General features: G+C 63.3%; 21 protein-coding genes. 10 read left to right on the plus strand and 11 right to left on the minus strand.

The features are described 5' to 3' along the window. Positions 1–62: 62 nt before the first annotated feature. From dnaJ to grpE, 4 genes are all read right to left on the minus strand, one after another. A complete protein-coding gene (dnaJ, locus tag HALRU_RS08805; RefSeq protein ID WP_015301044.1) occupies positions 63–1232 on the minus strand; it encodes a molecular chaperone DnaJ in 1170 nt (389 codons plus the stop codon). A 148-nt stretch (positions 1233–1380) separates the two neighbouring features. Next, the gene (locus tag HALRU_RS08810) at positions 1381–2868 is read right to left on the minus strand and encodes a hypothetical protein (RefSeq protein WP_148680481.1); all 1488 of its coding nucleotides are present in this window, start codon (positions 2866–2868) and stop codon (positions 1381–1383) included. A gap of 376 nt (positions 2869–3244) precedes the next feature. Further along, positions 3245–5167 carry a molecular chaperone DnaK gene (dnaK, locus tag HALRU_RS08815; protein ID WP_148680482.1) on the minus strand — a complete coding sequence of 641 codons (1923 nt, stop codon included), beginning with the start codon at positions 5165–5167 and terminating at the stop codon, positions 3245–3247. A 370-nt stretch (positions 5168–5537) separates the two neighbouring features. Next, a complete protein-coding gene (grpE, locus tag HALRU_RS08820) occupies positions 5538–6989 on the minus strand; it encodes a nucleotide exchange factor GrpE (RefSeq protein ID WP_015301047.1) in 1452 nt (483 codons plus the stop codon). A 180-nt stretch (positions 6990–7169) separates the two neighbouring features. On the opposite strand from grpE, the gene HALRU_RS08825 reads away from it, so the two are divergent. Then, the gene (locus HALRU_RS08825) at positions 7170–8429 is read left to right on the plus strand and encodes an ABC transporter substrate-binding protein (protein ID WP_015301048.1); all 1260 of its coding nucleotides are present in this window, start codon (positions 7170–7172) and stop codon (positions 8427–8429) included. Further along, positions 8426–8725, plus strand: a complete 300-nt coding sequence (locus tag HALRU_RS08830; protein ID WP_015301049.1) for a hypothetical protein — start codon at positions 8426–8428, stop codon at positions 8723–8725. The genes HALRU_RS08825 and HALRU_RS08830 overlap by 4 nt, the downstream gene beginning before the upstream one ends. A 177-nt stretch (positions 8726–8902) precedes the next feature. Here the strand turns inward: HALRU_RS08830 and HALRU_RS08835 are convergent, their stop codons facing one another. The 3 genes from HALRU_RS08835 to HALRU_RS08845 are packed head-to-tail and all read right to left on the minus strand — an operon-like array spanning position 8903 to position 12403. Then, positions 8903–9979: a carbohydrate ABC transporter permease gene (locus HALRU_RS08835; RefSeq protein ID WP_015301050.1), complete on the minus strand. Its 1077-nt coding sequence runs from the start codon at positions 9977–9979 to the stop codon at positions 8903–8905. 3 nt (positions 9980–9982) lie between these two features. Continuing rightward, positions 9983–11152 carry a carbohydrate ABC transporter permease gene (locus tag HALRU_RS08840; RefSeq protein WP_015301051.1) on the minus strand — a complete coding sequence of 390 codons (1170 nt, stop codon included), beginning with the start codon at positions 11150–11152 and terminating at the stop codon, positions 9983–9985. Positions 11153–11161: 9 nt separating this feature from the next. Beyond that, complete coding sequence (locus tag HALRU_RS08845; protein ID WP_015301052.1) at positions 11162–12403, minus strand: ABC transporter ATP-binding protein; 1242 nt, start codon at positions 12401–12403, stop codon at positions 11162–11164. A gap of 522 nt (positions 12404–12925) precedes the next feature. Between HALRU_RS08845 and HALRU_RS08850 the strand changes: the two genes are divergently transcribed. Next, positions 12926–13618, plus strand: a complete 693-nt coding sequence (locus HALRU_RS08850; protein ID WP_015301053.1) for a SatD family protein — start codon at positions 12926–12928, stop codon at positions 13616–13618. Further along, positions 13618–14007, plus strand: a complete 390-nt coding sequence (locus HALRU_RS08855; RefSeq protein WP_015301054.1) for a hypothetical protein — start codon at positions 13618–13620, stop codon at positions 14005–14007. Before HALRU_RS08850 ends, HALRU_RS08855 begins: the two co-directional genes overlap by 1 nt. Positions 14008–14079: 72 nt before the next feature. Here the strand turns inward: HALRU_RS08855 and HALRU_RS08860 are convergent, their stop codons facing one another. Together HALRU_RS08860 and HALRU_RS08865 are read right to left on the minus strand one after the other, a co-directional pair. Further along, positions 14080–14667 (minus strand): DUF7122 family protein, encoded by a 588-nt coding sequence (locus HALRU_RS08860; RefSeq protein WP_015301055.1) that lies wholly within the window; start codon positions 14665–14667, stop codon positions 14080–14082. After that, complete coding sequence (locus HALRU_RS08865; RefSeq protein WP_015301056.1) at positions 14667–15575, minus strand: RsmB/NOP family class I SAM-dependent RNA methyltransferase; 909 nt, start codon at positions 15573–15575, stop codon at positions 14667–14669. The genes HALRU_RS08860 and HALRU_RS08865 overlap by 1 nt, the downstream gene beginning before the upstream one ends. 183 nt (positions 15576–15758) lie before the next feature. On the opposite strand from HALRU_RS08865, the gene HALRU_RS08870 reads away from it, so the two are divergent. Together HALRU_RS08870 and HALRU_RS08875 are read left to right on the plus strand one after the other, a co-directional pair. Beyond that, a complete protein-coding gene (locus HALRU_RS08870; RefSeq protein ID WP_015301057.1) occupies positions 15759–16604 on the plus strand; it encodes an aldo/keto reductase in 846 nt (281 codons plus the stop codon). 142 nt (positions 16605–16746) lie between these two features. Then, positions 16747–17517: a hypothetical protein gene (locus HALRU_RS08875; protein ID WP_015301058.1), complete on the plus strand. Its 771-nt coding sequence runs from the start codon at positions 16747–16749 to the stop codon at positions 17515–17517. Between the two features lie 41 nt (positions 17518–17558). Here HALRU_RS08875 and HALRU_RS08880 read toward each other — a convergent pair whose 3' ends face one another. Both HALRU_RS08880 and HALRU_RS08885 read right to left on the minus strand, forming a co-directional pair. Then, positions 17559–18248, minus strand: a complete 690-nt coding sequence (locus tag HALRU_RS08880; protein ID WP_015301059.1) for a YqjF family protein — start codon at positions 18246–18248, stop codon at positions 17559–17561. Between the two features lie 275 nt (positions 18249–18523). Then, positions 18524–19495: a phosphoadenosine phosphosulfate reductase family protein gene (locus HALRU_RS08885; RefSeq protein ID WP_015301060.1), complete on the minus strand. Its 972-nt coding sequence runs from the start codon at positions 19493–19495 to the stop codon at positions 18524–18526. A 284-nt stretch (positions 19496–19779) separates the two neighbouring features. Here HALRU_RS08885 and HALRU_RS08890 point away from each other — a divergent pair, with 284 nt between their 5' ends. From HALRU_RS08890 to HALRU_RS08905, 4 genes are all read left to right on the plus strand, one after another. Then, positions 19780–20436 carry a hypothetical protein gene (locus HALRU_RS08890; protein ID WP_015301061.1) on the plus strand — a complete coding sequence of 219 codons (657 nt, stop codon included), beginning with the start codon at positions 19780–19782 and terminating at the stop codon, positions 20434–20436. A gap of 194 nt (positions 20437–20630) precedes the next feature. Further along, positions 20631–21839: an aminotransferase-like domain-containing protein gene (locus HALRU_RS08895; protein WP_015301062.1), complete on the plus strand. Its 1209-nt coding sequence runs from the start codon at positions 20631–20633 to the stop codon at positions 21837–21839. Positions 21840–22307: 468 nt separating this feature from the next. Continuing rightward, on the plus strand, positions 22308–22790 hold the full coding sequence (locus tag HALRU_RS08900; RefSeq protein WP_148680483.1) for a hypothetical protein: 483 nt from the start codon (positions 22308–22310) through the stop codon (positions 22788–22790). An 83-nt stretch (positions 22791–22873) separates the two neighbouring features. Then, the gene (locus HALRU_RS08905) at positions 22874–23875 is read left to right on the plus strand and encodes a hypothetical protein (RefSeq protein WP_015301064.1); all 1002 of its coding nucleotides are present in this window, start codon (positions 22874–22876) and stop codon (positions 23873–23875) included. Positions 23876–24121 lie beyond the last annotated feature (246 nt).

A 24121-nucleotide genomic window follows, 5' to 3' on the forward strand; every position in this document is an offset into this window, starting at 1 on the left:
AGCGGGTACGAACGTACGAACGGACTTTCACAGTCGAGCCGCCGTGAGAATATGACGAGCGCTCAGAACGCGCGCTTGATCCGATCGAAGAAGCCGTCTGCGATCTCGATCTCGTCGCCGCCGGCCTCGGCGAACGCCTCCAGCGCATCGCGTTGTTCCTCGTTTACCGACTCGGGGGTGACGATCTGGACGGTGACGAAGAGGTCGCCGTGGCCGCGGCCGCGGAGGCGCGGCATGCCCTTCCCGCCGAGACGCATCGTCTCGCCGCTCTGGGTACCGGCGGGCACGTCGAACGAGACCGAGCCGTCGAGCGTCGGGATGGTCACCTCGTCGCCGAAGACGGCCTGCGGGAACGAAACCGGGAGACGGTAGTGTAGATCGTGACCGTCACGCTCGAACTCCTCGTGTTCGGCGATCGAGACGTCTATCAACAGGTCGCCAGCGGGACCGCCCTCGGGACTCGGCGCTCCTTCGCGCTCCATCCGGAGGGTCTGGCCGTCCTCGATGCCGGCCGGCACGTCCACCGTCAACGTCACCTCGTCACGGACGTAGCCCTCGCCGCGACAGTCACTGCAGGTTTCCGAGTAGAGCGTCCCTTCTCCCTCACAGCGCCGGCAGGTCGTCGTCTGCTGGACACGCCCGAGCGGCGTCTGCTGGACCTGCGTCACCTGCCCGCGGCCCTGGCACTCTGGACACTGCTCTGCGTCGGCCGACGGCGGGTGCCCCGATCCCTCACACGTCTCGCACTCGGTCGGTCGCTCGAACGAGAACTGTCGTTCGACGCCCTCGTAGGCGTCTTCGAGGGAGATATCGAGTTCCGTTCGGAGGTCGCTTCCGGACCGCGGTCGGCGACGGCCGCGACCGCCACCGCCGCCGAACACCTGTTCGAAGATGTCGCCGATGCCACCGCCGCCCATGCCGCCACCGCCGAACGGGTTGCCACCCATCCCGGCTCCGCCGCCGAAGGGGCCAGCACCAGCGTCGCTGGCGTCGAACCCGTGTTTCTCGGCTTGCTCGTAGCGGTCGTGACCCATCCGGTCGTAGGCCTCACGTTTTTCGTCGTCGGTCAGTACCTGCTTTGCCTTCTGTATCTTCTTGAACTTCTCCTCGGCGTCGGGTTCGTCCGAGACGTCCGGGTGGTACTCCGTCGCCTTCTCCCGGTAGGCCCGTTTGATCTCTTCGGCGGACGCGTCGGCACTCACGCCGAGCACGTCGTAGAAGTCCTCGCTCATTCGTTACCACCCGATAATGGGTTGAAACACTTCAAGGGACCGTTCGGGCCTCGCGGCGAGGCGGTCCGTCGAAGCGGCGCTCGAGGCCGGAAACTGAAGTCGATTAGCAACGAGTGGATGTGGCGAACGCCCGGCCGACCGAGGACCGTCAGTCGGCCCGCTCGGAGCCGTCCAGTTTCTCGGTTCCCTTCAACTGCACCTGATCGTCCGTGACGCGCGCCACCTGCTCGACCTCGACTGGATACTCGTCCTCGCCCGCATCTCCCCACTCGAGGGCGGCCTTAATCCGGTCAGTGAGACCCGGGTGCGCGTCGATCTGCATCACCTCGCCGTTCTCCTCGACGGCCGCGACCATCCCAACTTCTTCGCCGGTCGCGTCGACGACGGTCTTTCCGACCTCGTCGTCCGTGAGTGTCACCCGGCCGGCGCCCGATTCCCGGTCGTCGGCGTCGATCGACTCGCCGCCGGTCAGCCCGGTCGAAGTCCCGGCGTCGCCCGACACGGCCTCGTCGGTGATCTCGGACGAGACGTCCCGACTGCTCGTGACTTCCATCGATTCGACGGTGCCGTCGGTCACGTCCGCCTGAAGCAGCTTTCGATCCACCACATCGTCCTCGACGACGCGCTCGCGATCGAAGTGCGTACGGATGCGATCGTCCTCAGCGAACTCCGTCTGGATTTCACACTGGCTCAGCACCTCGTCGGCGGAGAGGTCGACGTCGAGCAACTCGCTCGTCGCGATCGATCGGTGGAGTCCTTCGACGTCGATATCGCGACCCTCCACCGTATCGGTCCCGGCGACGTCGGTCTCTGCGACCCGGCTCTCGATCGTGAAGCGCTCGACGAAGCCACGCGTCACCGACCACATCTCCTCGACGTCGAACTCCGCCGCGTACGGCGCGTCCGAGAGGTCGATCCGCGGTGTGGTGTCGTCGGCCAGTCCCTCACCACTCGTGCCGGTCTCATCTACGTCCATTTCCGTCGCTTGCTCGTGGTCCGGGTCCAGTGTGCCTGCGCCCCCGCCGGCCGTCTGCCCGGACGCTGCCGTCCCATCGGCCGGCATTCGGGCATCGAGCGACCCGACGTACCGGCCCTCGTCGAACCAGTCGCGGTGGCTGGCTTCGTGCTCCCCGTCCCCGACGAGACGACAACCGGTACACTCGCGGGAGACGAGTTCTACGTCGAGCACCTCCTGATCGACCAGGTCGGTGTCGACGAGTTCGCTCTCGATGGTGGCCTCCTCGACGACGACGCTCTCGACCACCGTCGTCTCCCGCACCTCGCTCGTCACCACCTCGCCCTCGATGAGGCGCTCTTCGAGCTCCGCCTCCGACAGGTCGCCCCGGGTGATCGCCTCCGTTCGGTCGATCACCTCGAACGGTTGGTCCGTCTCCGCACCCCGGTAGACGACGACCTGATCGCCCTCGTCCAGATGGTCGAAGAACTCGTCCCAGTCGGCTCGTTCGTGCGAGTCGCCGACGGTCGACTCGCCGACTACTCGATACCGCGGCGCCTCGTCCGTCGATCGGTCGTCGTCCCTGATCGGGATCGCCCGGTGTTCGTCCGCCCAGCCGCGGATCGTCTTTCGGTCCGCGGACATTCGCCGCTCGTCAGCATCGGTCGAATCTCGACTCATAGCGTTCGGCGGTTCCGGCGTCTGACTCCTAAACGCGGAGAATCGTTTCACCGATAGTTCCGGATTTCCGGCGACGGGCGAACCGGGCTTCGACGCGGAACCGGCGACGGTCCGAGGCCCCATCGTTCAAGGGTGCGTTACCGGCAACTCGGCTGTCGTCCGCCGCTTCGACAGCGGACGGCGGGTTCGCCCGCGGGCGACACCGCGTGGTATTCGATCGTAACCATCGATAAAACGCGCTCTGCACGACGAAACGAGAAACGTTGTCGGACGAACTGCGTTGCACAATCAGTGGACCGGTTCACAGACATCGCGGGCCGGGTACGGAACCCGTCACGATGCAAGTTATTCGTCGAAACTGGGCCGTCGGTGCCGTCTAGTCGTCTTCGTCCTCGTCCTCGTCGACTTCTTCGAAGTCGGCGTCGACGTACTCCTCTTCGGTTCCGTCACCGGCAGCGCCGCCCGGGCCGGGGTTCGGTCCGGCACCTGCGCCGCCCATGCCAGCACCGCCCGCGGCGCCACCCATGTCGGCACCAGCGCCCTCGGCGCCGGCAGCAGCCTCCTGGTAGATCTGCTTGCCGATCTCCTGGAGCTCCTTGCTCAGGTCTTCGGTCGCGGCTTCGATGTCGTCGGCGTCGGCGTCGGTATCGTCGATCGTCGCCTCGAGGTCGTCGACGGCGTCCTCGATGGAGTCGCGCAGGTCGTCGTCGACCTCGTCGTTCTCCTCTAACAGCGTCTCGGCGCGCTGGATCGTCGCCTCGGCGGCGTTCCGAGCCTCGATCCGCTCACGGCGCTGCTCGTCCTCTTCGGCGTGCTCTTCGGCCTCGCGCTGCATGCGGTCGATCTCGTCGTCGGAGAGACCCGCACCGCCCTCGATCGTGATCTCCTCGGATTCGCCAGTTCCCTGGTCCTCGGCAGTCACGTTGACGATCCCGTTCTCGTCGATGGAGAACGCGACCTCGATCTTCGGCTGGCCGGCCGGGGCCGGTGGGATACCGGTGAGGTGGAACTCGCCGAGTTGTTCGTTCTTCTCGGCGATCTCTCGCTCACCCTGGAAGACCCGCACCTGCACGGACGTCTGGTTGTCCGCCGCGGTGGTGAAGATCTTCGACTCCTCGGTCGGGATCGTCGTGTTCTTCTCGATGAGTCGCTCGAAGAGCCCGCCCTTGACCTCGATACCGAGGCTGAGTGGAGTCACGTCGAGCAGGACGATGTCGTCGACCTCGCCGCCGAGCACGCCACCCTGGATCGCCGCGCCCAGTGCGACGGCCTCGTCGGGGTTGACGTTCTTCTGGGGCTCTTTGCCGGTGAGGTCCTCGACCTGGTCTGCGACCTGGGGCATCCGGGTCGACCCGCCGACGAGCAGCACCTCGTCGATGTCGTCCTTGTCGTAGCCGGCGTCCTCGAGAGCTTGCTCGGTCGGCTCGACCGTCCGCTCGATCAGGTCCGCGGTGAGCGACTCGAACTTCGCACGCGTGAGCGACGCTTCCAGGTGGATCGGACCGTCGTCGGTCGCCGTGATGAACGGCAGGTTGATCTCGGTCTCCTTGCGCGAGGAGAGTTCGATCTTGGCCTCCTCGGCTGCGTCCTTGAGCCGCTGGAGAGCCTGGCGATCGTCGCGCAGGTCGATACCGTGGTCGTCCTCGAAGTCGTCGGCGAGCCAGTCGATGATTGCGTGGTCCCAGTCGTCACCACCGAGGTCGTTGTCACCGTTGGTCGCGACGACTTCGTAGACGCCGCCACCGAGGTCGAGAATGGAGACGTCGAACGTCCCGCCACCGAGGTCGTAGACGAGCACCGTCTGGTCGGACTCGTCGTCTAGCCCGTAGGCCATCGCCGCCGCGGTCGGCTCGTTGATGATGCGCTCGACCTCGAACCCGGCGATCTCGCCGGCGTCCTTGGTGGCCTGGCGCTGGCGGTCAGAGAAGTACGCCGGGACCGTGATGACCGCCTTCTCGACCTCGTCACCGAGATACTCCTCGGCGTCGCGTTTGATCTTCTGGAGGGTCATCGCCGAGATCTCCTCGGGCGTGTACGCCTCGTCGTCGATGTCGACGGTGTACTCTTCCTCGCCCATGTGGCGCTTGATCGAGGAGATCGTGTGTTCGGGGTTCTGGATCGCCTGGTTCTTCGCCGGTTTCCCGACGAGTCGTTCGTCGTCGTCCGTGAACGCGACGACCGACGGCGTCGTCCGGTCGCCCTCTGCGTTGACGATGATCTCCGGGTCGCCCCCTTCCATCACCGCGAACGCGCTGTTTGTCGTCCCCAGGTCGATCCCGAGAATCTTGTTGCTCGTCATCATCACCTCCTTGTGCGCACTTTGGTTTAAATGTTGGTGGACGAGACCAAGTTTACTTGGTATTATAGAATGAAGGGGCGCTGGCGGGCAGAAGCACACTCAGGCTGGCCGATTGTAACGAGTCGAGAAGGCAGCACGACAGCCATCGGACACTCGAGGATCTCTCAGTGAAGGGCGATTGTGTGCCACGCAGAGACTTCTCACCGGCGGGCGGGCAGACCGGGCTGTAAAAGGACTATGAGAGCTGACAGTCAACCTGACAGCGACTACACGCAAGAACCACTCCACCTGTACCCGCTCGCCGAGAGTGCTGCGACCGAGAAAGGAAGGGCGTCTCCCAGACAGGCCGGTGCGCCGCTCCGGCGTACAGTTACGCCGCGTCGTCGGTCGAGGATTCGTCTCCGTCCGCAACGTCACCGCCGAGTTCGATCGTCTCGTCGTCAGTGTCGCCGTCGCCCTCGTCGGGAGCACCGGCATCGTCGCTCGAATCGACTTCGCCGCCGAGTTCGATCGCGTCCTCACCCGCGGCAGTGGACGCCTCGCTACCCGTGTCAGCGTCGTCAGCGTCCGATTCGCTCGCCGCTTCGGCAGCGTCGTCGGACTGCTCGGCGTCCTGCGTCGTAGCGTCGCCAGTGTCAGCACCGTCAGCGTCGGCGTCCTCGGCGTTCGACACCCCAGCCTGGTCGTGGGAACCCGTCGCTTCGGCTTCGTCGTCTGGCGCATCGATCGATTGGTCGCCCGCCTCGCTTGGTTCGTCCTCAGCCGAATCCGGTTCCGCGTCAGTCTCCGATCTGCCTTCCCCGTCGGCTTCGGCGTCCACGTCGTCGGCGAGCGCACCGTTACTGACCGTGACCTGCGCTGACTGGATGACCTTCTCGCCCATCTCGTAGCCGGGCGTGAAGACCTCCGCGATCGTCCCTTCGGGCTGGTCGCTGTCGATCTGGACCATCACCTCGTGGCGTTGGGGATCGACATCGCTTCCCGGTTCTGGGTCGATCTCCTCGACGTTCTCGTCGGCCAGGACGCGGTCGAACTCTCGCAGCGTCATGTCGACGCCCTCGCGCAGGGAGCCGGCGTCGTCGCTCTCCTCGTCGAGTGCGCGCTTGAGATTGTCCCGAACGCCGACGAGTCGGCCGACGAGATCCTCCGTCGCCCTCGTCTTGAGCTGTTCCTGGCGCTTTTTGGCTCGTTTCTTGTAGTTCTGGAAGTCGGCCTGCTTGCGTTTCAGCGCCTCTTCCAGTTCGTCGACGCGGTCGGTCGTCTCCGCGAGCTCGGTTTCGAGTTCCTCGATGCGATCGTCGCGCTCGGCCAGTTCCGCTTCGAGCGTCTCGATCCGCGCTGCGCTATCGCCGAGTTCGTCGTGGAGACCGTCGATCGTCTCCGCCTGTTCGTCGTTTCGCCCGCGGAGGTCGGCGAGTTCCGTGCGCTGGTGTTCGACGGTCTCGTTGACCTCGCGTGCGGTGTCGACGACGCTCGCGACCTCCTGCGAGAGGGCTTCGTCGTACTGGGCGACGTCGTCCAGGAGCGCCTGCAGTTCCGCAGCGGTTTCCGGACCCTGCCTCGATCGATCACCCATCGACTCGTCTGTCGCTTCGTCCGTTTCGAGGTCGTGAGCGGGCTCACCCGCTGGTTCGTTCGGATCCGCCGCGGTGACCGTATCGTCAGCGCGGTCGGCTGCGTCGGTATCGGTCGGTTCGTCGCTCGATCCGTCGTCCGTGCCCCCCGATTCGGACGCGGCGGGCGGGGCCGACTCGTCCCCCGGGGGCTCGTCGTCCGGCCGGATCCCGCGGGCCGTCGGTTCCGTGCCCTCGTCTTCGCTCATGTCGGGGCAAAGGAAGACGGGAAATAAAAGGATTGAGGTACGGGCCCGTCAGGCGTGGCGGCGGCCGCGGCGCCGTTCGGGAGCCGACGCCACCGAACGGACGACTGTCACAATGTCAGTCAGAAGTAGTCACGAGACCATGAGATACTGATATCCCCGTCCTCGGTGGCAGGGCTACACATGGACGCGACACGACACCGTTTCGACCGACGAACGGTCCTCGCCGCGACCGGCGCCGGCATCGTCGGCCTGGCTGGGTGTCAGGGCGGCCCGAGCGGCGGCAGCGACAGTGATCTGACCGTAACCGGCGTCTGGACCGGTGGCGAAGAAGAGAGTTTCCTCGAAGTCGTCGACCACGTCCAGGACGAACTGGATATCGACATCGCCTACGACCCGCGCGACACGGAAGCGATCCTCACCGGGACGCTGATGGACTACGAAGCCGGGGTCGCGACGGCCGACATCGTCGTGATGCCATCACCGGCGCGAGTGCAGTCCGACGCTCAATCGGGGCACCTGGAGCCGGTGACCAGCGTCTGGGAGGGCGGAAACTTCGCCCCGGACTCCCAACAGGTGACCGTCGACGGCGACCAGTACGGCGCACCCTTCAAAATGGACCTCAAGCCCGGGTTCTGGTATCGCCAGTCGTTCTTCGACGACAATGACCTCGAAGAGCCGGGCGACTACGACGAGTTCATGAGTCTGCTCGACGAGATCCAGGGAATCGACGGCGTCGACGCACCGCTAGCGTCGGGCAACGGCACCGGCTGGCCACTCTCGGACGTCACCGAGGCGTTCATCCAGCGCCAGGAAGACGGCGCACAGCTCCAGCGCGATCTCATCGCTGGTGAGGCGTCGATGACCGACGATCGCGTCGTCACCGCCATAGAAGAGATCCAGGAGCTGATCGCGGACGGCTACTTCAGCGAGGTGCGCGACTTCGGGATTCAGTTCGAGTACCTCTGGGAGAACCAGATCCCGCTGTACTTCCAGGGATCGTTCACGACCGGCTTCGACGCCATCCAGGAGCCCTCGGATCTGGGCGTGTTCAGGCTGCCCGGGACGGAGTCGATGGTCGCGGCGGAGAACTGGTTCACCGTCCCGTCGTACGTCGACGACGCCGATCAGGCGACGAGTGCCGTCGAAGCGTTCGTCAGCCCCGACGCCCAGCAGATCTGGGCCGAGCAGGGCGGCTTCATCGCCTCGAGTACGGATGTCCCGACGGACGCGTATAGCCTGGAAGTCATGCAGACACTCGCCCAGCAGGCAGAGGAGGTCGATCTCGTCCCCGATCTCGACGACACGCTCGGCGACCCCTTCCAGTCCGAGTTCTGGTCACAGCTCACCGGCCTCTGGGCCGATCCCAACCAGGACGTCTCGTCGATGGCCGAGTCGCTCGCCGAGGTCCAGCAGGAGAGCGCGGGCGGCGATGGCGGATGAGCGACGCTGCCGCCGACGGCGAACGGCAGTCACGCTCGTCGACACTCGCAATTACGGTCGAAGAACTCCGACGCCGGAACGCGAACGCACTCGTCATCGACGTCCTCTTCCTGTTCACGACGGGATTCCTGACGATTCTCGCGCTGCAGGGAGCCTGGCCGGCGGCGATCGCAGCGATCCCCCTCGTGACGTTTCTGCTGTTCGCCTGGCGCTCGTCGATGGCGTTTCTCGTCGCGAACCTCTTCACCATCGTCGTCGCTGCGGTCGCGACGGTAACGGGCTACGTGCCGTTTTGAGCGAGTGGTCAGGATTGGCTTAGCGCCGGGGCCGTTCGGGTCGACGAATCGACCGCCATCCGAGGAACCGACAGTGTGTTAGTCGCAGTCGACGACCGCGGGCTGTCCCAGTGACGATCGCGGGTTGTCTCAGTCGACGACGTCGAGCTGGTCACCGTCGACGATCTCTGATTGGCCTCAGTCGACGACCGCTGCCACCATTCCGCGCGTGTAGTACCGTTCGAGCAGGAGGAACAGGACGATCGGGACGACCATCGTCATAATGGAGCCAGCGGCGACGAGGCCCCAGTCCACCTGCAGTCGGCCACGCATCAGCGGGAGTACCTGGGGAGCGAGGTAGAGATCGGGTGAGCGCATGAAGACGAGCGGGAAGAAGAAGGCGTTCCAGACCCAGGTGAACTGGATGACGGCGACGGAGACAAGCGCCGGGACCGACAGGGGCAGGATGATCGTCCGAAAGATCTGGAAGCGCGAGGCGCCGTCGATGCGGGCGGCCTCCTCCAACTCCTCCGGGATGCCGAGCAGGTAGTTCCGCAAGAAGAGGACGACCCAGCCCAGTCCCCAGCCGATGTGGACCAGAATGAGCCCCATATAGGTGTCGAACATCCCGGTGTTCCGGAGCGTGTTGTAGTTGCCCATCGCCACCAGTTCGGGCGGCGCGGCCATCACCAGCAAGATCGCGAAGAAGATCACCGTCTTCAGCGGGAACTCGAACCGGGCGAACGGATACGCGGCCATCGCACCGAGGAGCATCACGACCAGCACGGACGGGAGCGTCACGATCATCGTGTTGATCAGCGCCCGGCCGAGCGGCGCCGTCTGGTACTCCCACGCGCGTTGGTAATTCTCGAGCGTGAGCGTCATCCCCTCCAGCTGCCACCAGCCGCCGATGATCTCGGAGAGCGGGCGGAGCGAGGCCATGAACAGGCCGATGAACGGGACGATCCACAGGATCGCCACCCCGATCGCGACGGCGTAGGTCAGCGTGCGCCGGAGCGACGGCGCATGGTCGCGAAGCCAGACGGCCCAGTCGCGGTCGCGCGCGGGTCTGCTATCGGGAATATCCGCGGCCGGAATGTACTGTTCACGGGCACCGGCCGGAGTCGACGCACCGCCGTCTGGATGGGCGACCGGCTCCGGTTCGGTGCCATCGCCGCCGTCGGTCTCGTCGCTCGTGCCGGAGGCGGAGGGTTCGTCGATGCCGTCGTCGGTGGGATCCTCGATGCTGTCGTCGGTGGTGTCGTCTTCGGTCATCTGTTACCTCATACGGGCGATGTACAGCGCCAGGGGTGCGACGATGAGCAACTCGACCAGTGCTACGACCATCGCGTTGCCGTACTGTATCGGCGGTTCGAACGCCGCGCGGTACACCTCGATCCCGAGGACGGAGTAGACGTGGTTCGGGCCGCCCGCGGAGCCGCCAGCCGCGTAGACGATGTCGAACATCCGGAGCACCCAGATGATGCCCATGATCACGACCACGGCGGTGACGGGTCTGACCTGGGGCCAGATGACGTCGCGGAATCGCCTGATTCGGCCCGCCCCATCGATCTTCGCCGACTCGATGAGCGACGGGTCGACCGCGGCCAGCGCCGAACTGTACAGCAACATCGAGAATCCGGTCTGGACCCAGACACCACCGACGATCAGGGCGTAGATCGCGACCTGTGGCGATTGCGTCCAGTTTCTGACCTGGGCTTCGAGGCCGATCACGCGCAGCAGTTCGTTGAAGATCCCGGCCTGCGGATCGTAGATGAACAGCATGATGAGTCCGATGATGATCGTGGGCGTCGTGAAGCCGAGAAAGACCATCGAGCGGAGGATGCGCCGACCCCTGAGATCGGCAAACAGCAGCGCCAGGCCCAGTCCCAACAACGTGCTCAGCGGGACGTGAATCACGACCCAGAGGAGGTTCTGCGGCAGGGCACCCATCGGGAATCGGAACTCACGCAGGTTCTCCCAGTTGATGATCAGCGGGTCCCGAAACGTCGCGATCCAGTTTTCGAACGCGACGAACTCACCGATGGTGAACGCGTCCCACGAGAAGAAACTCCCGACCGCCGAATACGCGATCGGCCCGATCGAGAAGATCGCGAACAGCGTCATGCCGGGCAAGAGAAAGATGGCCAGTGCGGTCGCCTTCTCGTGATCGATCCCCAGTCGCCGGCTTACCCGGCGTGAGAACCCGCCGCCCGACGCGCTCGGTGGGCCGGGATCGGAGTGGACGGTCGAGCCGCCGTCCGTCTGGGCTGGGTCGTTCGTTTCGTTGGCGGCTGCGCCATTTTCGTCCTCGCTCGTCCCGTTGCCGGCTGTGGCATCTTCGTCCTCGCTCGTCCCGTTGCCGGCTGTGGCATCTCCGTCCCCGCTCGTCGAGAGCGGCCACAGCCGGTCGAGTCCGACGGCGTCGAGGTGGGATCGAAGGTCCATAATCCTGAGTCAGGCCACCAGCTCCCCGTTCGCGTCGTACAGGTAGGCGTCGCTGTCTTCGAACGTGAGGGAGACCCGGTCGTCCCGCTGTAGCCGGGTATCAGCGACCTTCACGTTGACCAGCTGGTCGTTCGCCGCGACGTTGACGAGCGTGTACTCGCCGAGCGGTTCGATCGTGTCGACCTCCCCGACGATGGCATTTCCACTCGGTGGCGGATCTGTCGAGAGGGAGAAGTCCTCGGGACGGACGCCCAGCAAGACGGCGTTCGCCCCGCCACTGGTCGATTTGGCCGCCGGTACTACTTCCATCTCCTCCGTCGCGTCACCGCTCGATCCCGTCCCGGTCCCCGGCTCTCCGCCGCCGGCGACGACGGCGCCCGAGGCCTCTGTCGCCTGTGGCTCGGGAGTGGGGCTCGACTCGCTATCGGCGACGGCCGCCGATCTGTCGGCGTCGATCGCGTCCACGTGGACGGTGCCAGCGTCTCCGAAGTCGATCGCACCGTCCGTTCGAACGCCCTCCAGGAGGTTCATCGGCGGGGAGCCGATGAAGCGTGCGACCCAGGCGGTCCGTGGCCGGTCGTAGAGTTCGCCCGGGGGAGCGATCTGCCGGATCGTCCCCCGATTCATCACGACGACCCGGTCGGCCATGCTCATCGCTTCCTCCTGGTTGTGAGTGACGTAGATCGTCGTGACGTCGAGTTCGTCCTGCAATCGTTTCAGCTCGATGCGCATCTCCTGGCGCAGCTTCGCGTCTAAGTTCGAGAGCGGTTCGTCGAGCAGGAAGACAGACGGTTCGCGAACGATCGCGCGCGCCAGCGAGACGCGCTGGCGCTGGCCCCCGCTCAGATCGGACGGCGGCTTGTTCACCTGCTCCTCGATGTGGAGGAGCGAAACGACGTCCTCGATCCGCCGGTCGCGCTCGTCCGGTTCGAACCCGCGGACCTTCAGGGGGTACTCGATGTTCTCCCAGACGCTCATGTGCGGATACAGCGCGTAGTTCTGGAACACCATCGCGACGTTGCGCGCACTCGGCGACCAGCCGTCGACCCGCTCGTCGTCGAAGTAGATCGCCCCCTCGGAGGGCGTTTCGAGTCCAGCGATCAGCCGCAGCGCCGTCGTCTTGCCACAGCCCGACGGGCCGAGAAACACGACGAACTCACCGTCTTCGATCTCGAGATTCAGCCGATAGTTCGCGACGGTCTCGCCGCCGTCGAAGTACTTGCTGACCGACTCCATCGAAACCCGGGTCATCGATGGCTAGACAACACCACTCACAGTCATTAATACTAGCAAACTGCCACGTTCGGGAGACCATCAGTTCCGGCGACCGGTTCGGACGGGTGACAGTGGTACCCGACCGTAGCCGGTCATTACTCGGTCGATCCACCGACGGGGTGAGCGGTCACGAAGATGGACGACAGGCTCCGTCAGTAGGAACCGGATACAACAACCAGGATAGCCTGTATTACAGTATACTATGCCAATAGATTGTTTTCCATGCCGGACCGGTCGGGACTCTACCGCCACCACCACCACCACCACCACCACCATCACTACCATTACTACCATCACCACCGTCACCCCACCACACCACAATCACCACCACCTCTCCCACACTACAATCACCACCACTACCACCATCACCGCTATTACGACGACAACCACTCGTACTCACCGTCCCACGCGAGAAACCGCGACAGCCACTATACAACCCAAAATAATTGTATTCCTGAAGACAACTTTTTTCTATTGTGGGTTCGTCGGCATCGACGAATGACGGACCGAACCGACGGTGGAGTCGATCGATACGTCGTCCTCGGCGACGTGGTCGATTCCCGGGAGATCGCCGATCGAGACGGGTTTCGAGAGACGTTTACCGAGGCGCGCGAGACGGTGGCGGCGCGGTACGAATCGTCGTTCGTCGCCGGGCCGTCGGTTCTGAAGGGCATCGACGAACTGGGAGCGGTACTGTCCTCGCTCGACTCGCTCTACGACGTCGCCATCACGCTCCAGAACGTCCTGTACCCGCACGCGATCAGGCTCGCCGTCGCCAGCGGCGAGATCTCGGTCGGCGAGACCGATGCAGTCGCACACATGGACGGCGAGGCGTTTCACCGGGCGACGGAGCTGCTGGAAGCCGTCGAACGCGACGGGCTTCGCTTCGGGCTCGACACCGACACCCACCCGCTCGACACCGCAGTCGCCGACGAGGTCAACCTCCTCCTCTCACTGCGCGAGTCCTGGACCGATCGCCAGCGCGAGGTCGTGACCCGCTACGAGCGGGCGCCGACCCAGCGAGCCGTCGCCGACGAGCTGGGCATCAGCCAGCAGGCCGTCTCGAACACCCTCCAGAGTGCCTCCTGGCCACTGATCGAGACGATCGAGGGACGACTCCGCGAGACGCTGTCGGCCGGGTGGCCGGCCGGCGCGGCCGATAGCCGCGACGAGGAGGTGCGTTCGGCGTGATGGCGCTGCAAGCGGTCGGCATCGACGTCGCCCCGTTCGACGAGTCGATCGTCTTCGCTCTGGGCGGCTACGCGCTGCTCCTCGGGACCAGCGGCTGGGTCGTGACGAACGCGCTCGCCTGGGCCGACGATGGCTACGCCACGTCCGTCACCGATACCGACCGCGACATCGGCACCATCGTCGGCAAGACGGAGAACGTCCTCCTGCTCACCTTCGTCCTCGCGGGTGCCTACGCCGCGCTCGCCATCGTCTTCGCCGCCAAGAGCATCGTCCGCAGCGACGACATGAAGAACAACAGCCTGTTCTACCTCGCGGGCACGCTCGTCAACGTCACGTACTCCCTCGTCGTCGGCGTTGTCGTCCGCGTCCTCCTCGGCGCCGGCCTGTAGAGACTCGGTGTGTCGACGGCAAGCCGTGTGAACGACGACAAAACTAGTGATCGACGGCGCCACAGCGACCCACTACAGGTCGCGCCGGCGACCCTTCGGAATCAGCGAGCGGAGTTCGTCGTAGACGTAGAGTCCGATCCCGAGTGGCTCCCGCTCGCCCGCCATCTCGTGAGCGGCAATCAGGTACCCCCAGTCGCCGTCCCAGTCGAGTTCCTGGTCCTCGCCCGCGACGAACCGGGCGGCTTCGTCCGGATCGAGATCGATCACGCACTCGGTCGCGTGCTGGCCGAATCGCTGGACGAAATCCGTCGTCGGCTTCCAGTGTTCCTGGCGGGTTCGGAGACACAGCATGCCGAGGGACTCGACGGCCGTCGGTGATGGAGCCTCCCCCGCGTAGACCCAGATCTTGCCGGCTCCCTTCTCCCAGAAGGTGTAGTCCGCGAAGGTCTCGGGTGGAATACCGAACCGCTCGTCGTAGTACTCGAGCACCTCCCGTCGGGAGACCCGCCCCGCCACGGTCCGTTCGGCGGGCGTCGCTGGCAAGCGATCGAATCGCTCCCCCTCGTTGGTGGCGAGTTCGCCGTCGGCGTTCGTCGAACTGGCCGTCTCCTCGTCCCCGTCATCGTCGGGCATTTCGGCCGTTTCCTCGTCGTCCGCCATCAGCCGGTCACCTCCAGTTTCGCGACGAAGAAGCCGCCGGTGTCGTTCTGGTGGGGGTAGATCCGGGCCGCCTCGGCGAGCGACGGATCGTAGGTCTCCTCGTCCCACTCGGTGAGACCGGAGTCGTGCTCGAGCGCGAGGTCGAACGGAACGACCTCACAGTCTTCGCGTGCGAGCACGCGGTCGACGACCGCCTCGTTCTCCTCGGGGGCGAAGGTGCACGTCGAGTACACGACCGTCCCGCCGGTGCGGGTCGCCTGCACGGCCCGCCGGAGGATGCCGGTCTGGATCCCGGCGATCGAGCGGACGTGGCCCATCGACCACTCGTCTAACGCGTCCGGGTTCTTCCGAATCGTCCCCTCACAGGAGCAGGGAACGTCGACGAGGGCCCGGTCGAACTCGTCGAAGTCGAACGGCTGCAGGGAGTAGTTCCGCGCATCGTCGTTCGTGACCGCGAGCGACGTCGCACCGAGGCGCTCGGCGTTGAATCGGAGCGCAGAGAGGCGTCCGAGGTTGTTGTCGTTGGCCACGACGGTTCCGCGGTCGTCGATCAGCGCGGCGAGCTGTGTCGCCTTGCTCCCGGGCGCGGCACAGGCGTCCCAGACGCGCTCGCCCGGCTCCGGGTCCAGAACGAGCGGCGGGATCACGGACACCTCCTCCTGGCCGTGCGTGAACCCGTGGAACGACGCCCACGTCGAACCAGGTGAATCGGTCTCGAGACGGAGTACGCGCGGGTCCCAGTCGGCTTGCTCGTAGCCCACGGATTCGACATCGAGCGCCGCCATCGCCTGCTCGGGTGTCGCCTTGATCGTGTTGACCCTGACAGCGCTGCCGAGCGGTCGCTCACACGCCGCGAGGAACGCCTCGAAGTCGTCGATGATCGGCCGGTACCGCTCGAACGGCTCCATTTGTCGGTCGTTCGACCGGCCGTCGCTTGTGGGTTTCGAAGTCATCGCTCGAAGCGGGCCGCGCGTTGCCCAGCCCTACGACGTTCCCATCCACCGGCCTGTAACTGAGTCGATCGGTTTCGGTACACGAGTCGCTCGCCGGAAGGGGAACCCATTACGGTCATCGCGTCCAAAGGGGCGTGTATGACAACCGACCCAACTGACATCGAGCCGACGGACTGTCCGACGACAGACGGAATGCCCCGCCTCGGACTCGGTACCTGGGAGAACACGGACCCTGACGAGTGTGCAACCAGCGTCGAAACGGCGCTCAACATGGGCTACCGCCACATCGACACGGCCCAGGCCTACGGCAACGAGTCGGCCGTCGGTGACGGCATCGAGCGAGCCAACGTCGATCGGGACGAGATCTTCCTCGCGACGAAGGTCTGGATCGACAACCTGGCTCCAGAAGACGTGAAACGGACGGCTCGCGAAAGTCTCGACGATCTCGGCGTCGATACCGTCGACCTGCTGTACATTCACTGGCCAGCCCGCGAGTACGACCCCGAGGCGACGCTGGCCGCGTTCGACGAACTCGTCGACGACGGCGTGACACGACACGTCGGCGTCAGTAACTTCCTTCCCCACCAGCTAGAGGAGGCAGCCGAATTGCTCGACGCGCCCATCTTCGCCCACCAGTACGAGATGCACCCGTTCCTCCAACAACAGGAGGTGCTCGACACCTGCGACGAACTCGACATCAACGTCGTCGCCTACTCGCCGCTCGCCCGCGGACACGTCTTCGACGAGGACGAACTCACCAATATCGCCGACGACCACGGCGTGTCGGCCGCACAGGTGAGCCTCGCCTGGCTCCGCGAGACGGGCGTGACCGCGATCCCGAAAGCGACCGGGCGCGACCACATCGCCGACAACTGGGCGTCGCTCGACCTGTCGCTCTCGGCGGACGAGGTCGCTCGCATCGACGAACTCGATCGCGGTGAGCGCGAAGTCGATCCAGGTTTCGGTCCCTGGAACCAGCACTGACGGCTGCATCACACCCGGTAGACAGATTCTCGGTAAAAGCCGCATGAGTAATCTCGAGCGAGCGATTTTCAGGCGTTTCTGAGTGATCAACGCCGAAGAATACACAGGAAAGTTTACGGTCCACCGGTCGCAGGGACTGGATATGGCAACCCGCACGCAGGCCCGAAACCGTACCGGCGTCATCGGTGCGATCCGGGTCGACCTCGCGACGCTTCACGGAGCGTGGATGGAGGTGATCTTTCCGCGACAGCGCGGCCGCGGTCACTCGGTGATGGGCAAGTGGAAACCAGAGACCCTCCCGCAGGCAGTCAGCTACTACAGCTGGTACCTCATCGGAGCACTCGGACTCCTCTGTCTGTATCCACTGGCCGTCGTCGGACTCGGCACTCGATTCTACGCCTCGAAACTGGATTCGACCGTCACCCGACTGGGTATCGTCGGCATCACCCTCGTCGCCGTCGTCATCTGGGGGCTCTTGAGCGCGCTCGCGTACCTCCAGCTCGAGTGGGAACCGTTCGTCGCCATCGCGGCGGCGAGTTCCGTCGCCGTCGTCTCGACGGCCATCGCCGCCACGACCTCGAAGTACGGCGGCCGCTGGCTGTCGGTGCTGATCGCCTACCCGTTCGCGATGACGGCGATCTTCCTCCCGCCGGTCGCCGCCGCACTGGTGACGCCGTCGCTCGAGCCCTACGTCCTCGAACCCAGCTACGACTTCGCCGCCTGGCTCCTCAACAACGTCCTCTACGTCGGTGGGATCAGCGACTACTTCCGCGACAACTTCGAACTCGAGGGCGCCGCCTACGCCGGCATGTGGTTCGGCTTCGCCGTCACCTCCGGCTGGCTCTTCGGCATCCTCGTCTCGCTCGCCAACCTCGTCCGCCCGTCGCCGGACGACGGCGACGACGAAAACTGAACGCGAACACCGTAGAGCGCTTCGATCGACGCCGTATTTTTCTACACCGAGTTACTCCGAGAGGCGATCACGTCCAGGCCCGGACTGTAATAGTGTGAGGGCTCTACCTCGGGCGTCTCGAACCCGTGCGCCGAAAACAGCGTGTTCCAGTCGATAGTGGCCTCGGCCGGGTAGAGCGTCCAGGGCTCGTGTTCGACGTCCGTGTAGCGGAGTGACTCGTCCTGGGCCTCGGTGTAGAAACGGTAGCGCTCGACCAGAAAGTCGGCGAACGGCTCCTCGGGTGCCGAGAACGGATCACCCGTCGGCCGGTACGTTCCCGCGTATCGGGCAGGGCGAGCCCCGGGATGGTGCCGGCGACTCCGGAACCTGATTCGATCGTCGTTCCGGTCCAGCGAAATGCGCGCGTAAAAGTACGGCAGGTGATGGAAGATGCGTGCTCCGAGGACGCTCGCGATGCCCTGTGCGTCGAGGCTGAAGAAGTAGACGCTCGGAACGCGGGCGTGCGTGACGTACGTCCTGACGTTTATCTCCGGCAATCGGATCCCGAGCGACTCGGGAACGCCCCTAGGGCGCACGGCGACGTTGGTGAACGGCACGATCGAGAGCCACGCCGAGCCATCGTACACGTCGGGTGCCAAACCGTCGGGGAGATGGGCGTCCATCACGGCCGGTTCGATCGGCCAGTTCTCGAACAGCAAGTGGCGCCACCCCATCGCCAGCGGAACGACCATGGAGAGACTCAGTCGTTCAGATAAAAATCAATTTGCCACGAACGAGCAGGTCACAGCGACCGACGTCTCGCAGGTGGGCAGAAACGAAGAGTTCGAAACAGGGGACGGAAAACGCACGAATGGTGAACGGGAAATCTTCGGGGGTGAGCGAAGCGAACCGTAGTCCAGCGCGTTGTACCGCCGGAGCGGACGGAGTCCGCGGAGGCGGCCTTTTTCATCGAAGTTTTTCGAGAAGTGGTTCGCGCTCTGCGCGAACCCGACGAAGAAAAAGTTCGCTACATGTACCCGAGGTCACGCAGGCGCTCCATCAGGTCCTCTTTGTCCTGGGCGCGGCCCGCGCGCTCGGTCGTGTTGGCCATGTCCTGCAGCCAGGCGGGTTCTTCGTCGGATTTCTCGGTACTGACTTCGCTGCCGAGTGAGCGGAAGCCGGCGAAGTACTTGGGCGAGACGGGGATGTCGTCCTGGGTGAGGCCGTTGGGCAGGTCGTCACCGCTCTGGGGGACGTAGCCGTCGTCGGGGAAGCCGGCCACGGTGTCGGGGACGACGTAGTGCCAGAAGGCGTCCCAGACGGCGGGTTCGTCGAACTGCAGGATGGGCTGGATGCGGTCGTGTGGTGGGTAGATGTCGGGGTCGTGACGCGGCGAGAAGAACGTCTCGTCGGCGCGGGCTTCCTGTTCGTCCCAGCGGACGCCGGAGATGACGCCGTCGATGTCGTGGGATTCGAGGGCGTCATTGAGCGCGACCGTCTTTAGCAGGTGGTTGCCCACGTAGGTGTCGAGCAGGAAGGGGAAGGTGTCCTCCTCGTACTCCAGGATGTCGCGGACGTGGTGGCGGTTGTGCTCCGAGAGATCGGCGATCGGAATGTCGTCGCCAGGTTCGAAATCGTGTTCCTCGACGTACGCACCGACGTCCTCGTTGCGCGCGTAGATGACCTCGAGGTCCCACTCGTCGGCCCAGTGGTCGACGAAGTCGTGGATGGCGTCGAAGTGCTGGTAGTGGTCGATGAAGACCGCCGCCGGCAGGTCGAGGTCGTACTTCTCGGCGACCTCCTTGATGAAGTACAGCGTGAGCGTCGAGTCTTTGCCGCCGGTCCACATCACGGCGGGGTTGTCGTACTGTTCGAGGCCCTCACGAGTGACGTCGATCGCCTTCTCGATCTTGTCCTGCAGGTCGGGATAGCTCTCGGGCGATTCGTCCGTGCCGTCTTCGTAGTCGACGTCGACTGTGATCTGGGAGTCGCTGGCCATGTGGGTAATTAGATGTAATTAACGGATGTAAATCCTCGGGTTTGCACGTCGCAGGGCCACCTTCTCACCCTACGGAGAAAACCCTGTGGTCCCGTTGCACCAGCTGTGAGACGGCGACGTTCCCCCCAGAATTGGGCGGTTCGCATGGTGTGGACGCGTAGGCGGTGTCGTCACCGGAATCGAGAACTGGCGGCTATCGGACGGCAATGATAGCCAGCCTGACTGGTAGGCGAGAGAGACAGTCAGGCGCAAAGTACTTGCCGCTGTGAGCGAACGTCTCCGTCATGCTCGACCCACTGGTCGTCGCGCCGATCGGGATCGGGATCGTCCTCCTGTTCGCCGGCGCGACGCTCGCACGATACGGCGTCGCCCTCATGGGTGCCTTGCTCGGTGCCGGCGGTGGCTACCTCGTCGCACCGTCGATCGCCGGGGCAGCCGGTGTCGGGACCCCCGCGGCAGCCGCAGTCGGTATCGCACTCGGCATCGTCGTCGGCGTCCTCGTCGCCCACATGCTGCTCTCGCTCGCGATCGGGGCGATCGGCTTCATCGTCGGGACGTACTTCGGCCTGACCGCCCTCGCGCCGATCCTCGTCGACGGCGCGTGGTACGTCGAGATCGGAATTGGCATCGCCATCGGGGCTGGCGTCGCCCTCGCCGGCATGACGCTCACCAACGTGACGATGATCGCCATCACGTCGTTCATCGGCGCCGCCCTGGCCAGCCGGTCGCTCACGTTCGAAGCGATCGCGGAGGCCCAGTCCTCGACGAGCGTCGATCCGCTGCTGTTCGAGACCACCGAGCCGGTCTTCCTGGCACTGTTCGTCGTGGGGATCGCCCTCCAGATCGGCCTGCTCAAACTCGGCTACGCCCGGAAGTTCGTCGGCGTGCTCCCCGGTGCCGGCGGACGCAGCAGTCGCGGCGAGTCGAGCACCGACGGATAACGTCGGCCCACGACGCTGACATCGTTTTTCGCCGATCGACGCTTGTCGTCAACCCGCCATCGAGATCGATCTGGCGGGACGCAGCCGAGCGATCGAGATCGTGTACAGACGCGACCGAGTAACTCCACAGGAAGCCGTCCCGACCGCCGGAACGCGTACGTTTTTGCGTCGGTCGGCCTATGCTCGAACAACGAATGCACGACGAAGAACCCGCCGGGACGGACCTGCTCACACCGCAGGCCCGGTCGACACTCGAGAGTTCCGGATACGGGAGCTGGCGCGAGATCGCCAAGGCCGATGCGGTCTCGCTCGCGTTTGGCTTTCCGTTCCCAGAATCGTTTCCGACCGACGAGCTGGCCCACTCCGTCGAAGTGGTCTTCGACGCCGAAGGCCCACAGGCACTCCAGTACGGCGGTGGCGAGTACGCGACGCGATTGGAATCGTTCGTTCGCGAACGCGAAGCGGCGCGCGGGATCGACCCCGTGGAGACGAGCGTCCTCCTGACCAACGGCGCCACCCACGCTATCGACAGCATCTGCCGGGCGTTCCTCGAACCGGGTGACGTCGTCGCCGTCGAACGCCCCACGTTCATGGGGTCGATCAGCGTCTTCGAAAACTTCGGCGTCGAGATCGACGGGCTCGCCGTCGACGATGAGGGGATCGACGTCGACGCCCTCGCGGATCGACTGGAAACCAGACGGGCGGCGGGCGAGCCCACACCCACACTCCTCTACACGATTTCCGACTTCCAGAACCCGACCGGCGCGACGCTCTCACTCGATCGCCGGAAGCGCCTGCTCGCCCTCGCCGACGAGTACGACTTCGTCATCGTCGAGGACGGCGCGTACACCGACCTCAGATTCGACGGCGAGTCGGTCCCGCCGCTGGCCGCACTCGACGACTCGGGGCGGGTGATCCGCGTCGGCTCGTTCGCGAAGACGATCGCCCCGGGCGTCCGCCTCGGCTGGCTCGTCGCCCCCGAGCCGATCCGCGACGCGATCGACGCCCTCGCCGCCGGCGGGACGAACACCTTCACCCGGAGCGTCGTCGGCCACTACTGCGACGCCGGCCACTTCGACGACTTGCTCCCCGCGCTGCGCGAAGCGTACGCCACGCGTCGCGACCGATTGCTCGACGCGCTCGAACGCCACCTACCGCCCGAAGCCACCTGGACCGAACCCGACGGCGGCTTCTTCGTCTGGATCGAACTCGCCGACACCGTCGACACCGACGAGTTGCTCGACGACGCGATCGACGCCGGCGTGACCTACCTCCCGGGATCGATGTTCTACCCCGACGACGGCGGGACGAACGCCCTCCGACTCTCCTTTTCCTACGCCGATCCGGACGACTTCGACGGGGCCATCGCCTCGCTCGCGGACGTCGCGGCAGATCAGTCGTAGCGCGTGTCGAGGTTGTGGGATCAGGGGACGAAATGGGTTCACGTGGGATGACTGTGCGAAGCTACTCTCAGAGAAGGGCGGTTGCACTACTAGATCGGCTGGGGAGCGCTTCGATACGTCGATAGAGACGGATCCGACGGGTGTATCGACGAGGAGCGACCACGAACCTCGAAAGAGTAGACGGACGCACACTGTTGACTCATTGCGGAGATGTTGGCCGACGACACGTGGCCGAATCGAGTCTCAAGTTCCACAATAAGATTGCCTACGTCGTCTCGGTTGTTAGCCAGTGGGCGCGTTTGAGCGATTACTCGGAAACCGCCATCATCGTCATATATACACTCGTACATCCAGAGAGTGCGTAGAAAATCCAATAATATATTGCACAGAAAACACAAAGCATAATTCATGACCTCCAGACATTGGGTTCGGCAGCTCACATATTCAACTCTCCCACTTGGCGGACTGATGCTCCTACTCGCTGTACTAGTGGGCGATCCTGTCGATATCGGCGTCAGCGCTCTCATAGTGATTTTAGCCGTGACGCTCTCGCTATACGTTCGTCACCTTCCGGCTGAGAGGATTGGGAATATGGAACCGACAATCGGTTTTGCAGCGATCCGGATCTTCACCATGGGAGGTCTCTTTGTGCTCGTCGCGTTCGTCGTTAGCGGATTTAGCGCGGCCGAATTCGCGGACCTCGCTCGGCGTCCATCAGCTGTCGTCGCAGCCGGCGAGATCGCTGTCGGCGCGTTCGTTGGTATCACGTTTCCGTACTCGATCGATAAAGTGGCTCATCCCAGGGCTGTGCACACCGTCGAAAACGTGCTCGTCGTCTGCCTCTTTGCGGGGTTGTTCGTCACTCACCAGGGATCTGGACTCCTGTTCGGCGGAGCATATCTCGTCGCACGTAGCACCGTAATGTCCTACAAAATATTAATGAAAGTATAGCCCCATATATATGGAAATATAGTTGTATCATACCCACCAACCAACCATAAGAACTATAAAGACAGAGAGTAATTTTTTTTCATATGGGAGTTAATAAACGAGATCTCCTAAAAGGCATTGGGGAAGGAACAGCTGCAATAAGTTCAATTCCAATCATATCAGCAAAATCTTATAAATCGGACGAGCAACTTGAGAAGTTAGCAGTCAGTCAAGCCAGAAACAAAACCAATAACTTGCTCGCATTTAATGCTTTAGAGGATAGAACACTTTGTCTATTTCTTGCAACAGGAACCTCTAGTGCAGATGATTCTGGTGAAAAGATCATCCAGTTAACTGAACCAAGTGACGGTTCAATTTGGGATATTCACTGGGAAAACCCCTCAACACTCAGCATTTGGAAAAATGGAAGAATTATTCACCTCACGGTTACGCCTGACGGAAAAGTGCAAAATGAAAAATACATAAAAGATCAGGTAGCTCCATCTGAGATAACAACTACTCCAAGCCATAGAGATGGACCATCTACGGACATGATAAAGAAACCCCCAACCAGTGGCGGGGACGGATATCCAGATTGGTTTTACGATCCGGAATATGAATCTGACCCCCTCCAAAAGTGTGAATCTCCCACCAATCTCGGTTTTGATATGGTAGAATTATGTATTGAATCAAATAGTATAAGTCCAAAAGTATACACCAAGTCATGTACTGGGGTGGAACAACCACTTGTTGGTTTTAGTATGATATATGTATCAATTACGACGCCCACTGGTGGAGGCTCAGCTAGCCTTGATATTTGGACAGGCATGGATCCTGATACAGGATGTATCTATATTGGATCGGAATCTGGCGACTTTTGCGTTTCAGATTGCTTCCCGCTTGACCCACTCCCAACTATTGCAGATTTAGAAGAAGCGTTCTCAGATGACATTATAAATATGCTCGAATTTTCCGAAGATGAACTTAAAGACATTGCCGATATACCATGGGGACAGCACGGGCAAAAGGTAGTTGAAATTGGAGGCGCCGTTCTGATTGCTATTCTTTTAGCAGTACTTGGAGCGCTATCCCCAATCGCATCATAACGCCACACACGCAGACATATATGAGCCTTAGTGATTATCACTAAATCCTTATAATACTAGCCATTATTACCAAGCCTTCACAAAATTATATAAAATACAATCTATAGAAATTAATTATCGAGACGTTAATCGTAACATTAAAAAGTGACCGCAAAACAAACTCAGAGAGCCATAATAATTTGCGGGGCATAAACTGTTTCCCATATTATGTCCCCACATACCTTGACTGATTGGTGAAATCATGGA

This window comes from Halovivax ruber XH-70 (assembly GCF_000328525.1).
In the GTDB taxonomy this organism is placed as follows: domain Archaea; phylum Halobacteriota; class Halobacteria; order Halobacteriales; family Natrialbaceae; genus Halovivax; species Halovivax ruber.

What these genes read in the sequence shown, in the direction of transcription:
- HALRU_RS08855 (WP_015301054.1), top strand. Translation starts at nt 13,618, where the DNA reads ATGGCGCTGCAAGCGGTCGGCATCGACGTCGCCCCGTTCGACGAGTCG.
- HALRU_RS08875 (WP_015301058.1), top strand. Translation starts at nt 16,747, where the DNA reads ATGGCAACCCGCACGCAGGCCCGAAACCGTACCGGCGTCATCGGTGCG.
- HALRU_RS08860 (WP_015301055.1), bottom strand. Translation starts at nt 14,667, where the DNA reads ATGGCGGACGACGAGGAAACGGCCGAAATGCCCGACGATGACGGGGAC.
- HALRU_RS08900 (WP_148680483.1), top strand. Translation starts at nt 22,308, where the DNA reads ATGCTCCTACTCGCTGTACTAGTGGGCGATCCTGTCGATATCGGCGTC.
- HALRU_RS08895 (WP_015301062.1), top strand. Translation starts at nt 20,631, where the DNA reads ATGCACGACGAAGAACCCGCCGGGACGGACCTGCTCACACCGCAGGCC.
- HALRU_RS08870 (WP_015301057.1), top strand. Translation starts at nt 15,759, where the DNA reads ATGACAACCGACCCAACTGACATCGAGCCGACGGACTGTCCGACGACA.
- HALRU_RS08830 (WP_015301049.1), top strand. Translation starts at nt 8,426, where the DNA reads ATGAGCGACGCTGCCGCCGACGGCGAACGGCAGTCACGCTCGTCGACA.
- HALRU_RS08840 (WP_015301051.1), bottom strand. Translation starts at nt 11,152, where the DNA reads ATGGACCTTCGATCCCACCTCGACGCCGTCGGACTCGACCGGCTGTGG.
- HALRU_RS08810 (WP_148680481.1), bottom strand. Translation starts at nt 2,868, where the DNA reads ATGAGTCGAGATTCGACCGATGCTGACGAGCGGCGAATGTCCGCGGAC.
- HALRU_RS08835 (WP_015301050.1), bottom strand. Translation starts at nt 9,979, where the DNA reads ATGACCGAAGACGACACCACCGACGACAGCATCGAGGATCCCACCGAC.
- grpE (WP_015301047.1), bottom strand. Translation starts at nt 6,989, where the DNA reads ATGAGCGAAGACGAGGGCACGGAACCGACGGCCCGCGGGATCCGGCCG.
- HALRU_RS08850 (WP_015301053.1), top strand. Translation starts at nt 12,926, where the DNA reads ATGACGGACCGAACCGACGGTGGAGTCGATCGATACGTCGTCCTCGGC.
- HALRU_RS08880 (WP_015301059.1), bottom strand. Translation starts at nt 18,248, where the DNA reads ATGGTCGTTCCGCTGGCGATGGGGTGGCGCCACTTGCTGTTCGAGAAC.
- dnaJ (WP_015301044.1), bottom strand. Translation starts at nt 1,232, where the DNA reads ATGAGCGAGGACTTCTACGACGTGCTCGGCGTGAGTGCCGACGCGTCC.
- HALRU_RS08905 (WP_015301064.1), top strand. Translation starts at nt 22,874, where the DNA reads ATGGGAGTTAATAAACGAGATCTCCTAAAAGGCATTGGGGAAGGAACA.
- dnaK (WP_148680482.1), bottom strand. Translation starts at nt 5,167, where the DNA reads ATGACGAGCAACAAGATTCTCGGGATCGACCTGGGGACGACAAACAGC.
- HALRU_RS08825 (WP_015301048.1), top strand. Translation starts at nt 7,170, where the DNA reads ATGGACGCGACACGACACCGTTTCGACCGACGAACGGTCCTCGCCGCG.
- HALRU_RS08845 (WP_015301052.1), bottom strand. Translation starts at nt 12,403, where the DNA reads ATGACCCGGGTTTCGATGGAGTCGGTCAGCAAGTACTTCGACGGCGGC.
- HALRU_RS08885 (WP_015301060.1), bottom strand. Translation starts at nt 19,495, where the DNA reads ATGGCCAGCGACTCCCAGATCACAGTCGACGTCGACTACGAAGACGGC.
- HALRU_RS08890 (WP_015301061.1), top strand. Translation starts at nt 19,780, where the DNA reads ATGCTCGACCCACTGGTCGTCGCGCCGATCGGGATCGGGATCGTCCTC.
- HALRU_RS08865 (WP_015301056.1), bottom strand. Translation starts at nt 15,575, where the DNA reads ATGGAGCCGTTCGAGCGGTACCGGCCGATCATCGACGACTTCGAGGCG.